The organism is Nonomuraea bangladeshensis (genome assembly GCF_039529455.1).
GTDB lineage: Bacteria > Actinomycetota > Actinomycetes > Streptosporangiales > Streptosporangiaceae > Nonomuraea > Nonomuraea bangladeshensis.
In genome coordinates, this window is sequence record NZ_BAAAMV010000010.1 from 257171 (window position 1) to 269444 (window position 12274).

Genomic DNA, 12274 nt, shown 5'->3' on the forward strand with positions numbered 1-12274 from the left:
GGGACACGAACGGCCGGGCGCCCCCGAGGGGAACGCCCGGCCGTCCGGGTGGAGCCTTACGCGAGGCCGAGCTGCGCCTCGAAGCGGCCCTCCTCCAGACGACGCTTGATCGTCGTGAGGAAGCGGGCGGCGTCGGCGCCGTCGACCAGGCGGTGGTCGTAGGTCAGCGCGAGGTAGACCATCGAGCGCACCGCGATGACCTCGCCCTGCGGCGTGTCGAGCACGACGGGACGCTTGACGACCGCGCCCGTGCCGAGCATGCCGACCTGCGGCTGGTTGAGGATCGGGGTGTCGAACAGCGCGCCGCGGCTGCCGGTGTTGGTCAGCGTGAACGTGCCGCCGGTGAGCTCGTCGGGCGTCACCTGGTTGTTGCGGGTGCGCTCGGCGACATCGGTGATCTTCCGGGCCAGACCGGCCAGGTTGAGGTCGCCGGCGTTCTTGACGACCGCGGCGAGCAGGCCGCGCTCGGTGTCGACCGCCATGCCGAGGTTCTCGACGTCGAAGTAGGTGACCTCGTTGGTCTCGTTGTTGATCGTGGCGTTGAGCTTGGGGTGCTGCTTGAGCGCCTCGACCGTCGCCATCGCGAAGAACGGGGTGAAGGTCAGCTTCACGCCCTCGCGGCGGAAGAAGTCGTCCTTCGCCCGCGCCCGCAGCTGCGCGATCTTGGTGACGTCGACCTCGACGACCGAGGTGAGCTGCGCGGCGGTCTGCAGCGACTCGACCATGCGCTTGGCGATGGTCTGACGCAGCCGCGACATCTTCTCGGTGCGTCCGCGCAGCGTGGTGTCGACCTCGACCGCCTCGGGCGCCGCGGCGGCCGGGGCCTGCGCGGCCGGAGCCTGGGCGGCCGGAGCGGCCTGGGCGGCGGCGGGAGCCTGGGCGGCCGGGGCCGCCGCCTTCTCGCGCTGCGCCTTGGCGGCCTCCAGCACGTCCTGCTTGCGGATCCGGCCGCCCACGCCGGTGCCGCTGATCGCCTCGAGGTCGACGCCGTGCTCGTTGGCGAGCTTGCGCACCAGCGGCGTGACGTAGGGACTCTCGCCGGACGACGGGATCGGCGTGGGCTCGGCGGCCTGCTGCGCCGGAGCCTGAGCCTGAGCCGGGGCCTGGGCCTGGGCCTGGGGCGCGGGCTGCTGCGCGGGCTGCTGGGCCGGCTGGGGGGCCGGGGCGGGCGGCGGCGTCGGCTGCGCGGGCGCAGGCTGCGGGATGGAGGAGGCCTGCGGAGCCGGGGCGGGCTCGGGCTCCGGCTCCGGCTCGGGCTGGGCCTGCGGCGCCGGGGCCTCGGCGGCCGGGGCGGCCGCGCCCTCCTGGGCGTTCTCGTCGATGACGGCCAGCTCCGCGCCGACCTCGACCGTCTCGTCCTCGGCAACGACGATCTTCGTGAGGACACCCGCGGACGGCGACGGGATCTCGGTGTCGACCTTGTCGGTGGACACCTCGAGGAGCGGCTCGTCGGCCTCGACGCGCTCGCCCTCCTTCTTCAGCCAACGGGTTACGGTGCCCTCGGTCACGCTCTCGCCGAGCTGGGGCATCTGTACGGAGACCGGCATCGTTATTCTTCTCTCGCGTTCTGATCTCGAGGGCTGGACTAGTTGTGTACGTGCAACGGCTTGCCGGCCAGGGCCAGCATGGCCTCACCCATCGCCTCGGACTGGGTCGGGTGTGCGTGGATGAGCTGGGCGACCTCTGAGGGCAGCGCCTCCCAGTTGTAGATCAGCTGGCCCTCCGTGACGAGCTCGCCGATGCGCCGGCCCACCATGTGGACACCGACGACCGGGCCGTCCTTCTGGGCGATGACCTTCACCGCGCCGGAGGTGCCGAGGATCTGGCTCTTGGGGTTGCCCGCGAGGTCGTAGACCTGCTCGACGATCTCGATGCCGCGCTCGGCCGCCTGGGCGGAGGTGATGCCGACCGAGGCCACCTCGGGGTCGGAGTAGGTGATGCGCGGCACGCCGTCGTAGTTGATGGGCGGCGGGTTGAGTCCCGCGATGTGCTCGGCCACCATGATCCCCTCGGCGAAGCCGGCGTGGGCGAGCTGCGGCGTCGGGATCAGGTCGCCGATGGCGTAGACGCCGGGGACCGAGGTGCGGCAGTGCTCGTCGACCACGACCGCGCCGCGCTCGACGGTGACGCCCTGCTCCTCGAAGCCCATCCCGGCCGAGACCGGGCCGCGCCCGACGGCGACGAGCAGCAGCTCGGCGTCGAGCGTCTTGCCGTTGGCCAGGGTGACCACGACGCCCGTCTCGGTGGTCTTGACGCCGTCGAAGAAGACGCCCAGTTCGTACTTGATGCCGCGGCGGCGGAAGGCCCGCTCCAGCAGCTTGGAGCTCGACTCCTCCTCCAGGGGCAGCAGGTGCGGCAGCGCCTCGACGATCGTCACCTCGGCGCCGAAGGACCGGTAGACGCTGGCCAGCTCGACGCCGATCACGCCGCCGCCGAGCACGATCACCGAGCTGGGCACGCGGTCCATGCGCAGTGTGTGCTCGCTGGTGATGACGCGCTCGCCGTCGATCTCCAGACCGGGCAGCGAGCGCGGGGCCGAGCCGGTGGCGAGGACGAGGTTGCGGCCCTCGTAGACCTCCTCGCCCACCTGGACCCGGTCGGGGCCGACCAGCCGGCCCTCGCCCTCGACGACCGTCACGCCCGCGCCCTTGAGCAGGCCCTGCACGCCCTTCCAGGCCCGCGTGACGATCTTGTCCTTGAAGGCGTGCACGCCCTGGACGTCGATGCCCTCGAAGCGGGCCTTGACGCCGTAGGAGGCGCTCTCGCGGGTCTCGTCGGCGACCTCGGCCGAGTGCAGCAGCGCCTTGGTGGGGATGCACCCCCGGTGGAGGCAGGTGCCGCCGATCTTGTCCTTCTCGATCAGGACGACCGACTTGCCCAGCTCGGCGGCCCTCAGCGCGCAGGCGTAACCGCCGCTGCCGCCACCTAGGACGACGATGTCGTAGGCCACAGGAAGGCTCCTTGGTCGGGGTGTTCGTGATGGCTCATCTTTTCATCTGTTTCAGATGCTCGCGTGCCGCTCGGCGAGTCCGATCAGGGTGCGGGTGATCGCGCCGGTGCCGCCCTTGGGGACGTATCCGTACGGCTCGCCCTTGTTGAACGCGGGTCCTGCCATGTCGATGTGGGCCCAGCGGACGCCGTCCGGCACGAACTCCTTGAGGAAGATGCCGGCGGTCAGCATGCCGCCGAAGCGCTCGGGGTGGAGGTTGGCGATGTCGGCGATCGGGGAGTCGAGGCCCTTGCGCAGCTCCTCGGGCAGCGGCATGCCCCAGGCGTTCTCGCCGGCGGCGCCGGCGGCCTCGACGACCAGCTCCCTGATGGCGTCGTCGTTGGCCATGACGCCGGCCGTGCGCCAGCCGAGCGCGACGATCTGCGCGCCGGTGAGGGTGGCGACGTCCACGATGAGGTCGGGGTTGTCCTCGGCGGCGCGGGCGATGCCGTCCATCAGCACCAGGCGGCCCTCGGCGTCGGTGTCGAGCACCTCGACGGTCTTGCCGCTGTAGCTGTGGAGGACGTCGGAGGGGCGCTGCGCGGTGCCGCTCGGCAGGTTCTCGGCCAGGCAGAGGTAGCCGACGGCGTTGACCGGAAGGCCGAGGCGGGCGATGCCGACCAGCGCGCCGAACACCGCGCCCGCGCCGCCCATGTCGGACTTCATCCAGTCCATGGCCGCGGACGGCTTGAGCGACAGGCCGCCCGAGTCGAAGGTGATGCCCTTGCCGACGTACGCGAGGGTCTTGGTGGCCTCGGGGTGGGTGTAGGACAGGCGGACCAGCCGCGGCGGGTTGACCGAGCCCTGGCCGACGCCGATGAGGCCGCCGTAGCCGCCGTCGCGCAGCTGCTTGTCGTCGAGCACCTCGACGCTCAGCCCCGCCTCGCCGCCCACCTGCTCGGCGATCTCGGCGAACTTGGCCGGCCACAGGTCGGAGGGCGGCGTGTTGACCAGGTCGCGGACGAGCGTGACGGACGCGGCCAGCACCTGCGCGCGCCCAGTGGCGGACTCGGCGGCGGACTCGGGCTGGTCGGAGAGCACGGTCAGCTCCGCCACCGGCTCCTTCTGGTCGCCGGTGGTGCGGTAGCGGCCGAAGGAGTAGGCGCCGAGCAGGCCGCCGAGGGTGACGGCCTCGACCTCCTCGGGCGTGCCCGCGGGCAGCGCGAGCGCGGCGCGAGCGGTGCCGGCCAGCGAGCGTACGGCGGCGCCCGCGGCCCTGCGCAGGGCCTCGGCGTCGTAGGAGTCGCCGAGGCCGACCGCGACCAGCAGCGGGGCGGTGACGGCGCCGAAGGTGGGCAGCTTGGCCAGCTCACCGCTCTTGCCGGAGAAGGCGACCGCGCCGAGCGAGGCGGCCAGCTTGCCGCCGAAGGCCGCGTCGAGGGATTCGGCGCCCGCGGCGGGGGCCGGTCCGTCCTGGCCCGCCGTGAAGCCGACGATCAACGCGTCGGTGTCGAAAGAGACGGGATCTGCTGAGTTCAGCCGCACAGTGGTCACGTAAACCGATGCTATCCACGTCTTCTGGCTACTCACAAACAGGGGTTCATCCTACAAATCAGTGGCGGTCGCCGATCTCTGCGACATGGTGCTAGTCTCATTAGCATCATGCTGCTGACGCTCGACCTCAATGACGCCCGGCCCCTGCACGAGCAGGTCGCCGGCGCCATCCGCCGCGCCATCGGGGACGGCTCCTACGTCCCCGGTGACCGGCTGCCGCCCGCCAGGGACCTCGCCCAGGCGCTCGGCATCAACCCCAACACCGTGCTGCGCGCGCTGCGCGACCTGCGCGACGAGGGCCTGCTGGAGTTCCGGCGCGGCCGGGGCGTCAGCGTCGCGGGACCGGCCAGCGAGCAGGTCGCGGGCCGCGCCCTGCTCGTCCAGCGCGCCAGAGAGCTGCTGGAGGAGGCCCGGAGATACGGCTACGGCCGTGACGACCTCATCACGATCCTGGAGGAGCTCCCATGAACCCCCGAGTGACGGCGCGAGCGACGGCGACGGCCTGGGGCCTGCTCGTGACCGCCGCGCAAATAGGGCTGCCCCTCGCGCTGCGTGACCGGCTGCCCGACCCCATGGCCTCGCACTGGGGCGCCGGCGACCGGCCCGACGGCTCGCAGTCCTTCACCGCGTACGTGCTCACGGTGACCCTGCTCTGGGTGGTGCCCTGGATCGTGGCGCTGGTCACGGCGTTCGGAGGGCGGACGCTGGCCCGCCGGCAGGGCCGCATGGGCTGGTGGGGCGCGCTGTTCGGGCTGAGCGTGCTCGCCCTCGGCGTCAACCTCTCCGGCGTCCTCGCCAACCTCGACGTCACCGACTGGACGCAGGCCGAGCTGGGGGTCGTGCACCCGCTGCTGGTCGTCGCCGCCGCGCTCGCCGCCGCGGCGCTCGCGGGCTACCTGGGCAGGGGAGGGCCGGACGAGTCCTCGGACGAGCGCCGGGAGCCGCCGAGCCTGCGCCTGCGGCCGGGCCAGCGGGCCGTCTGGGTCGGTCACGTGTTCAACCCCTGGCTGGCCCTGATCACCGTGGCCGACACCGCAGTGCTCCTCGTGCTCGGCGCCCTCCAGCTGCTCGGCGTGGTCGACGGGAGCCTGATGGGGTCGGTCCTGCCCGGCCTGCTCATCGTCCTGGTGATCGGGCTGCTGACCACGCAGGCGTCGGTCCGGGTCAGCGGCGGCCAGGTCGTCATCGGCATCGGGCTGCTGCGGGTGCCGGCCCGCCGCATCCCGCTGTCGAAGATCGCCTCGGCCTGGTCGGAGGAGCGCCACCCCAGCCAGGTCGGCGGATGGGGGTTCCGCGGCCTGCCCGGCGGGGCCACCATCATGCTGCGCGGCGGCGAGTGCCTGGTCATCGGCTACCGGTCCGGCGGACAGCTGGCCGTCAGCGTCGACGACGCCGCGCGCGGCGCCTCCCTCATCAACGCCCTCATCGCGGAGCGGGTCGAATCATGAAAAAGCCTCTCATCGTCTTCCTCGTCCTCGCCTTCGGGCTCGCCTGGGCGGCGGCGCTGCCCGTCTGGCTCGGCGGCGGGCTCGGCTCGCCGCTGACCACCGTGGCGGCCACGCTGATGATGTTCACGCCCACCGTGGGCGTGCTCGGGGCGTGGGCGCTCACGCGCGCGCCGTTCCGGCAGTGGGCCAGGGAGACCGGGCTCACGCTCGGCGAGCGCAAGGGCCGCACCGGCCGGTACGTCCTCGGCGCCTGGATCGGGGTGCCCGTGCTGATCTTCGTGGCGCTGGGGCTCAGCGTCGCGGTCGGGCTCATGGCCCTGGACCTGGACGAGCTGGGCCTGCTGCGCGAGGTGTACGAGTCGCGCGGCGTGCCCGTCCCCGGCGACCTCGGGCAGATGTTCGCGCTGCAGTTCGTGCTCGGCGTGGTCGCCGGCCCCCTGCTGAACGCCATCCCCGCGCTCGGCGAGGAGTGGGGATGGCGCGGCTGGCTGCTGCCCCGGCTCGTCGCCGCGAACGGCGTCCTGCCCGGGCTGCTGCTGTCGGGCGTGATCTGGGGGCTCTGGCACGCGCCGCTCACCCTGCTCGGCTACAACTACCCGCGGCTCGGGTCGTGGGCGGCGCTGTTCTTCGTCGGGTTCTGCGTGCTGGCCGGGGTGCTGTTCGGCTGGCTGCGGCTGCGCACCGGGAGCGTGTGGCCCGCCGTGGTGGCCCACGGCTCGCTGAACGCCGTCGCCGCCAACGCCCTCCTGCTCGGCGACCCCGCCTCGCCGCCGAACGAGGTGCTGGCCGGGATCACCGGGCTCGTGGGGTGGGCGCTGCTCGCGGTGGTCGGCGCGGTGCTGCTCCGGTTCGCCCCGCCCCGCCCGTCCGTCCCGCCCGCGCCGCCCGCGCCTCAGGAGCCCGCGCCCACGGCCGAGCCCGCCGTCTGAGCCCGCCGTCTCAGCCCGCTCGTCTCAGCCCGCTCGTCTGAGCCCGCTCGTCTCTGGGCCCGCCGTCTGAGTCCGGCCGTCTCAGCTCGTCGTCTCAGCTCGTCGTCTCAGCCCATGACGGCGTACGCCACCAGCGTCGCCGCCGCAGCGGTCTCCACCAGCGCGCCCAGGACGTCGCCGGTGATCCCGCCGAGGCGGCGGCGGGCCCGCCGGAGCAGCGCCAGGGCGGCCAGCAGGCCGGCGAGCAGGGCGATCGGCAGGGCGAGGAGCGCCGGCAGGCCCAGGCCGTATCCCACGGCCTCGTCGGCGGTGATGATCCCGTTGGACGACATCGCCCTATCGGACAGCAGCCTTTCGAGAACGCTCCCGGGCTCCTTGAAGCTCTCCGCGTAATCGCCGAGCCCCTTGTAGGACAGCCCGGGCTCGGGGGCCCGCTCGTCCGCGCCGGTCAGCCACCCGGCGACGGCCGACGCCCACGTACGAGGCGCGCCGCCCCAGGTCCCGGCGTCGACGCTCAGCCCGAGGCCCGCGAAGGCGAGCAGTGCGGCCAGGGTGACGAGCCAGGGGGCGGCCGGGCGTACCGATCCGGCGACCGCCGCCCCCAGCCCCTCGGGCCGGGCGGCGGGCACCCTCGGCCGGCAGGCCCAGGTCAGCGCCAGCCGCCCCGCCACGCAGGCGGTCACCAGCGCCGCGTACCCCGCGCCCGTGCCCGCCAGCGCCGCCACCTCCGCGAGCAGCACGAGCAGCAGCGTCATCACACCGAATGGCCCGATGTCCGACTTTTTCATGATGCTGAGCGCCTGATCGGCGGGCTTGCCGCTGCCCAGGCCGTCGGCCAGGTCGGCCAGCCCGTCCAGGTGCAGGCCACGGGTCAGCAGCGCGAGCAGGCCGACCGCCAGGGCCGCGCCGAGCAGCGGGTGGACGGGCAGGAGCAGCGGCAGCCCGGCGACCGCGCCGAGCGCCAGCCCGATGACCGGCGCCAGCGTCATCGCCTGCCCCGCGACCTGGCGGTCCACTCGTTCGACACGGACGGGGAAGACGCTGAGCGTGCCGACCGCGAACCGCAGTCCGTCCGTGAGGTGCCGCATGGCGGACGATCCTAGGGCCACTAGGGTGGCGGGATGCACGTGGTTGAACTCGAAGACGTAGCGGTCCGGGTCACCGGCAAGACGCTGCTGGACGGCGTGGACTGGCAGGTGGACTACGGCGACCACTGGGTGATCCTCGGCCCCAACGGCGCGGGCAAGACGACGCTGCTCTCGCTGGCCGCCGCCGTACGCCACCCCAGCGCGGGCACGGTCAAGGTGCTCGGCCACCGGCTCGGCCGGGTCGACCTGCGCGAGCTGCGCCGCCACCTCGGCCTGGTCGCGGCCAGCCAGCGGCTCGTCGACGAGGGGCTGATGGAGGAGGAGGGGGCGACCGCCCTCACCGTGGTGCTCACCGGCCACACGGGGACGAGTGCTCCCTTGTGGGACAAGTACGGCGACTCCGAGCGTGACCGGGCCCACCGGCTGCTCGCCGACCTGGGCTGCAAGGACCTCGCCGACCGGCCGTTCCGGGTGTGCTCCCAGGGGGAGCGGGCGCGGATCCGGGTGGCCAGGGCGCTCATGGCCGATCCGGCGGTGCTGCTGCTCGACGAGCCGTTCGCGGGGCTCGACCTGCCGGCCCGCGAGGACCTCATCACCGCCGTCGAGGACCTCGCCGCCACCCGGCCCGTCCTCACCACCATCACCGTCACCCACCACCTGGAGGAGGTGCCGGCGACGACCACGCACGCCATGCTCATGCGCGACGCCAGGGTGCTGGCCGCCGGGCCGGTGTCCGGCGTGCTCACGCCGGGCAACCTCTCCGAGTGCTTCGGCCGGCCCCTGCACGTGGACCGGCTCGACGGCCGCTGGTACGCCCGCGCCCTCCGCCCCTGACGGGCCCTCTCACAGCTCCATGACGCGGCCGGCGACGACGAGGGCGACGTACTCCGACTCGGCGGCGAGCCGTTGGTTCAGCCGCCCGAGCGCGTCACGGAAGGCGCGCCCGCTGGCCGTGGCCGGCACCACGCCCATCCCCACCTCGTCCGACACGGCCACCACCGTCCGCGGCGCCTGCCGCCAGGCGGCCACCAGCTCGTCGCACCGCCGCAGGACCGGCGCCCGGTCGCCCTCCCACGCCCCGTGCTCGTCGAACACCGCCGCCAGCCACGTGCCGAGACCGTCGACGAGCAGCGGCGTGGTGGCCCCTGAGAGGGCCGCGACCAGGTCGGTGGTCTCGATCGTGTCCCAGTGCGCGGGCCGGCGCTCCCGATGGGCCCGTACGCGGGCCGCCCACTCGCCGTCCCCCGCGCCGCCTGGGCCGGTGGCGACGTAGGTCACGTACGGCTCGGCCGCCAGCCGCAGCTCGGCCTCGGCCGACTTGCCCGAACGCGACCCGCCCAGCAGCAACGCCCGCCGCCCCGCGTGGCGGCCGGCTCCCGTCGCGGGCGTCCGCAGCACGGTCCCGTCCGGCACGGACAGGGCGCCCCACAGGCGCAGCCGCCTGTCCAGCTCCGCCTCCGAGCGGACCCGGTGGTCGAGCCCGACAGCCACCGCCGCGACCCCCGGATGCGTACGCCGCAGCCGCCCGAGGCGCTCCGGCCGGTCGAGCAGGTCGATGAGGACCAGGTCGAGCCGGTCGGGCAGGTCCGCGGGCGGCTCCCGCCCCGGAGGCACGCACAGCAGCGTCCCGCCGTCCGGGCCGGTCAGCCCGAGCCCGCCGCCCCAGGCGCGGTAGCCGGGCGGCACGTCGGCGAAGGGGAAGGGGACACGCCCGTCCACCAGCACCTCGAACGGACGGCGACGACCGGCGGGCAACCCCTCGGGGGAGAGGCAGGAGACGCAGCGGCAGCCGGGCTCGGGCCGGCCCGCCGTGCCGGAGAGAAGCACTTCCACCGCGCCGAGCGTACAGAGAGCCCGCACGGCGCCGCCCGCTGCGGGCGGTCGTTCACGGGTAGGGTTCGATTGCCGTCGGAAGGCGCGCCGGCGAACCCGCGGAGAAGGAGCGTGTGGCATGACATGGCGGTGGCGTTACGAGAACGCGAGTGGTGCTGAGGTGACGGACCGCCCTTTGCCGCGAGAGGTCTTCCCCAGCCAGGCGGACGCGGAGTCCTGGCTCGGCGAGAACTGGCGTGACCTGCTCGAATCGGGCGTCGAACAGGTGGCCCTGCTCGAGGAGGACCGCGTCGAGTACGCGGGGTTGTCGTTGCGCCAGGAGTGACGTTCCGGACTGAAGAAAAACCCCTTGGGCCAGGTCGCGGCCCAAGGGGTTCTTGCTGTGTCTAGCGTCTGACGGGGGTCACGCCCGGGGACGGGGGCTCGTGGTCTTGGCGGGGTCGCGTTCGACGATCGGGCCGAGCGCGTCGTCGATGCGCCGCAGCACGTCCTGGTCCAGCTTGACGCCCGCCGCCTTGACGTTGTCGCGCACCTGCTCGGGACGGCTCGCGCCGACGATCGCGCTGGAGACGTTGGGGTTCTGCAGCACCCAGGCGATCGCCAGCTGCGCCATGCTGAGACCGAGGTCGGCGGCGATCGGCTTGAGCTCCTGCACCCGGGTCAGCACGTCGTCGTTCATGAACCGGGCGATCATCGCGCTGCCGCCCGCGGCGTCGGTGGCCCTGGAGCCCTCCGGCGGCTGCTGGCCGGGCAGGTACTTCCCGGTCAGCACGCCCTGGGCGATCGGCGACCAGACGATCTGGCCCACGCCCTCCTTCTCGCTCAGCGGCACGATCTCGCTCTCGATGACCCGCCAGAGCATCGAGTACTGCGGCTGGTTGGAGACGATGCGGTCGAAGCCCATCTCGTCGGCGATCTTCAGCGCCTGGGCGATCTGGTCGGCGGTCCACTCGCTGACGCCGACGTAGAGCACCTTGCCCTGGCGGACGAGGTCGTCGAACGTCTTGAGCGTCTCCTCGAGCGGCGTCTCGTGGTCGAAGCGGTGCGCCTGGTAGAGGTCGACGTAGTCCGTCTGGAGACGGCGCAGGGAGGCGTTGATGGACTCGGTGATGTGCTTGCGGGACAGGCCGCGGTCGTTCTGGCCGGGGCCGGTCGGCCAGTAGACCTTGGTGAAGATCTCCAGCGACTCCCTGCGCACGCCCTTCAACGCCCGCCCGAGCACTTCCTCCGCCTTGGTGCCGGCGTAGACGTCCGCGGTGTCGAACGTGGTGATGCCCTCGTCGAGAGCCGCCTGCACGCACTGCTTGGCGGCGTCCTCCTCGACCTGGGAGCCGTGCGTGAGCCAGTTGCCGTAGCTGATCTCGCTGACCTTGAGACCGCTGCGACCGAGGTGTCGGAATTCCATAGGTCCGACCTTAATCCCGGCACATGGGGTGATCGGTTTCGGGATAGGGTGCGCGACGTGCTGAAGCTCGTACGGCTGGCGCTGACGGCGGCCGTCCTGACCGCGATCGCGATCCGGCTGCGCCGCCGGGCCCGCCTGCCCGAGCGGCGTACGGAGCCTTCGCGTACGCCCCTGGGCGGGTCCGTGAGCAGCGCGCGGATGGGATGGGTCTGGGCGGGGATCGCGGCGCTCGTGGCGCTGGTCCTGACCCTCGCCCTGATCCCCCGGGAGACCCTGGGCGTCGCCTCGGCCTCGCCGACCCCTCTGGCGGGCGCGACCGTCGCGCGGGGGACGCCCGGCGTCGCCGTGCCCACGGGGACCTCTGGACCGCTCCGTCCCGCCACGACCCCGCAGGCGACGGGCCCCGTGGCGACGCCTCCCGCGGTCACGCCGGCGCCGCAGGAGGGCGGGAGCGCCTGCGCGCCCGTCTCCCGTCCGGTGGCGGTGCGGCCGATCGACCCCGCCGTGCGGCGGGCCGTGAACCGGCAGTGGCGGCGCGTCGAGCGCTGGCTCAGGGCGAACGCCCCCCGGACCTACCGCACGCTGGCCGGCCCCGGCCGGGCCCGTACGATCGCCGTCGCCGAGGCCCAGATGGGCGTGGACTTCCCCGACGACCTGCGCGCCTCACTCCTGCGTCACAACGGGTCGCGGGGCCGGTGGGCGTTCGGGCTCGGGTTCTGGGCGGACGGGTCCGCCAACCTCGGCATCCGGCAGATCAGGGACTCGTGGCGGCTCCTGTGCGGCCGGCACTCGCCGGACGGCTGGGAGGGCACGTGGATCCCGTTCCTCGCCACGACCGGCTCCGCCGCGTCCGCGCCGTCGTACGCCGTCGCCGACGCCGCGGGGAGCGGGCTGCTCTGGGAGGGCGCGGACGGCGGCATGGCCCCGCGCATGCCGTCCTACTACGCGCTGGTGCGAGCCGTCGCCGACGCCCTGGAACAGGGCACGCCGCTGGACGGCCGGCGGCCGGCCGTGGTCCGCGGCGTCCTGCGCTGGCAGGCGGAGAACCCGCCGCGCGATTGAGCCTCGTCGAGGGCCGCGCCCCCCAC

12 protein-coding genes are annotated in these 12274 nt (G+C 73.5%); 6 read left to right on the plus strand and 6 right to left on the minus strand.

What is annotated here, in order from left to right; translation table 11 throughout:
• Positions 1-56 precede the first annotated feature (56 nt).
• From sucB to ABD292_RS33800, 3 genes are read right to left on the minus strand one after another with little or no spacing between them, the layout of a single operon-like run.
• The gene (gene sucB / locus ABD292_RS33790) at positions 57-1547 is read right to left on the minus strand and encodes a 2-oxoglutarate dehydrogenase, E2 component, dihydrolipoamide succinyltransferase (protein WP_344214570.1); all 1491 of its coding nucleotides are present in this window, start codon (positions 1545-1547) and stop codon (positions 57-59) included.
• Between the two features lie 38 nt (positions 1548-1585).
• Complete coding sequence (gene lpdA / locus ABD292_RS33795; protein WP_344214572.1) at positions 1586-2950, minus strand: dihydrolipoyl dehydrogenase; 1365 nt, start codon at positions 2948-2950, stop codon at positions 1586-1588.
• Between the two features lie 51 nt (positions 2951-3001).
• Positions 3002-4483 (minus strand): leucyl aminopeptidase, encoded by a 1482-nt coding sequence (locus ABD292_RS33800; protein ID WP_344214574.1) that lies wholly within the window; start codon positions 4481-4483, stop codon positions 3002-3004.
• Positions 4484-4591: 108 nt separating this feature from the next.
• Between ABD292_RS33800 and ABD292_RS33805 the strand changes: the two genes are divergently transcribed.
• Genes ABD292_RS33805 through ABD292_RS33815 form a run of 3 tightly spaced genes read left to right on the plus strand, consistent with a single transcriptional unit; the run spans position 4592 to position 6860 of the window.
• Positions 4592-4951 (plus strand): GntR family transcriptional regulator, encoded by a 360-nt coding sequence (locus ABD292_RS33805; RefSeq protein ID WP_344214576.1) that lies wholly within the window; start codon positions 4592-4594, stop codon positions 4949-4951.
• Positions 4948-5931, plus strand: a complete 984-nt coding sequence (locus tag ABD292_RS33810) for an SdpI family protein (protein WP_344214578.1) — start codon at positions 4948-4950, stop codon at positions 5929-5931. The genes ABD292_RS33805 and ABD292_RS33810 overlap by 4 nt, the downstream gene beginning before the upstream one ends.
• Positions 5928-6860 (plus strand): CPBP family intramembrane glutamic endopeptidase, encoded by a 933-nt coding sequence (locus tag ABD292_RS33815; protein WP_344214580.1) that lies wholly within the window; start codon positions 5928-5930, stop codon positions 6858-6860. Before ABD292_RS33810 ends, ABD292_RS33815 begins: the two co-directional genes overlap by 4 nt.
• Before the next feature lie 107 nt (positions 6861-6967).
• Here ABD292_RS33815 and ABD292_RS49070 read toward each other — a convergent pair whose 3' ends face one another.
• Entirely contained in the window at positions 6968-7948 is a 981-nt protein-coding gene (locus tag ABD292_RS49070; RefSeq protein WP_425565218.1) for an adenosylcobinamide-GDP ribazoletransferase, read from the minus strand.
• A 33-nt stretch (positions 7949-7981) separates the two neighbouring features.
• On the opposite strand from ABD292_RS49070, the gene ABD292_RS33830 reads away from it, so the two are divergent.
• Positions 7982-8782, plus strand: coding sequence for an ABC transporter ATP-binding protein (locus ABD292_RS33830; protein WP_344214582.1), 801 nt, complete (start codon positions 7982-7984; stop codon positions 8780-8782).
• A 9-nt stretch (positions 8783-8791) separates the two neighbouring features.
• On the opposite strand, the gene ABD292_RS33835 is transcribed toward ABD292_RS33830, so the two are convergent.
• Positions 8792-9781, minus strand: a complete 990-nt coding sequence (locus ABD292_RS33835; RefSeq protein WP_344214584.1) for a bifunctional adenosylcobinamide kinase/adenosylcobinamide-phosphate guanylyltransferase — start codon at positions 9779-9781, stop codon at positions 8792-8794.
• A 118-nt stretch (positions 9782-9899) separates the two neighbouring features.
• On the opposite strand from ABD292_RS33835, the gene ABD292_RS33840 reads away from it, so the two are divergent.
• A complete protein-coding gene (locus ABD292_RS33840) occupies positions 9900-10106 on the plus strand; it encodes a hypothetical protein (protein WP_344214586.1) in 207 nt (68 codons plus the stop codon).
• A 78-nt stretch (positions 10107-10184) separates the two neighbouring features.
• Here the strand turns inward: ABD292_RS33840 and ABD292_RS33845 are convergent, their stop codons facing one another.
• Positions 10185-11186: an aldo/keto reductase family protein gene (locus ABD292_RS33845; protein ID WP_344214588.1), complete on the minus strand. Its 1002-nt coding sequence runs from the start codon at positions 11184-11186 to the stop codon at positions 10185-10187.
• A gap of 57 nt (positions 11187-11243) precedes the next feature.
• Here ABD292_RS33845 and ABD292_RS33850 point away from each other — a divergent pair, with 57 nt between their 5' ends.
• Positions 11244-12248: an SMI1/KNR4 family protein gene (locus ABD292_RS33850; protein ID WP_344214590.1), complete on the plus strand. Its 1005-nt coding sequence runs from the start codon at positions 11244-11246 to the stop codon at positions 12246-12248.
• The last annotated feature ends 26 nt before the right edge of the window (positions 12249-12274 follow it).

Excerpts from the sequence above, each read along its gene's own strand:
- sucB (WP_344214570.1), bottom strand. The coding sequence starts at position 1,547 with ATGCCGGTCTCCGTACAGATGCCCCAGCTCGGCGAGAGCGTGACCGAG.
- ABD292_RS33805 (WP_344214576.1), top strand. The coding sequence starts at position 4,592 with ATGCTGCTGACGCTCGACCTCAATGACGCCCGGCCCCTGCACGAGCAG.
- ABD292_RS33810 (WP_344214578.1), top strand. The coding sequence starts at position 4,948 with ATGAACCCCCGAGTGACGGCGCGAGCGACGGCGACGGCCTGGGGCCTG.
- ABD292_RS33815 (WP_344214580.1), top strand. The coding sequence starts at position 5,928 with ATGAAAAAGCCTCTCATCGTCTTCCTCGTCCTCGCCTTCGGGCTCGCC.
- ABD292_RS49070 (WP_425565218.1), bottom strand. The coding sequence starts at position 7,948 with ATGCGGCACCTCACGGACGGACTGCGGTTCGCGGTCGGCACGCTCAGC.
- ABD292_RS33830 (WP_344214582.1), top strand. The coding sequence starts at position 7,982 with ATGCACGTGGTTGAACTCGAAGACGTAGCGGTCCGGGTCACCGGCAAG.
- ABD292_RS33840 (WP_344214586.1), top strand. The coding sequence starts at position 9,900 with ATGACATGGCGGTGGCGTTACGAGAACGCGAGTGGTGCTGAGGTGACG.
- ABD292_RS33845 (WP_344214588.1), bottom strand. The coding sequence starts at position 11,186 with ATGGAATTCCGACACCTCGGTCGCAGCGGTCTCAAGGTCAGCGAGATC.